This is a genomic window from Oleiphilus sp. HI0043, assembly GCF_001634935.1.
Genome location: NZ_LWEY01000680.1, coordinates 1 through 680 on the forward strand (window position 1 = coordinate 1; position 680 = coordinate 680).

The following is a 680-nucleotide window of genomic DNA, read 5'->3' on the forward strand; positions in this document are numbered from 1 at the left end:
GCATATCGAGCAGGCGGGTGTACACTCGGGTGACTCGGCTTGTTCATTGCCTCCATATACCTTGTCTCAAGAAGTTCAGGAAGAGATGAAGGAAGTCGTTAAAGCTATGGGTCTAGAACTTGGTGTTGTAGGTTTGATGAACGTCCAGTTGGCTTATCAGGATGGTTTGATTTACGTGATCGAGGTTAACCCTCGAGCATCACGTACAGTACCGTTTGTTTCTAAAGCTATTGGCACTTCATTGGCGAAGGTTGCTGCACGTTGTATGGCAGGTAAAACCCTGGCAGAGGCGGGCTTTACCGAGGAAGTGGTGCCTAAGCACTTCAGTGTCAAAGAGTCTGTTTTCCCGTTCAACAAGTTCCCATCTGTTGACCCGATCCTTGGCCCTGAAATGAAGTCAACGGGTGAAGTTATGGGTATCGGTGATACCTTCGATGAAGCCTTTGCTAAAGGAGTTATTGCTGCAGGTGGTGTATTGCCGAGCGGCGGTAAGGCGTTCTTGAGCGTGAGAGAAGTTGATAAGGAAGGCGTAATTGAAGTGGCACGCCTGCTTAACGAAATTGGTTTCGCTTTGGTCGCAACCTCCGGTACTGCGAAAGCGCTAGCAGAGGCAGGCTTGGAAGTTGAGTCTATTAATAAGGTTCAAGAAGGTCGTCCGCATGTTGTTGATGCCATTAAGA

Annotated in this window: 1 protein-coding gene; it reads left to right on the top strand. The window is 48.5% G+C overall.

The features are described 5' to 3' along the window. Positions 1-680, top strand: a 680-nt coding sequence (locus A3729_RS08155; RefSeq protein WP_156497791.1) for an ATP-grasp domain-containing protein, incomplete at both ends; no start/stop codon positions are given.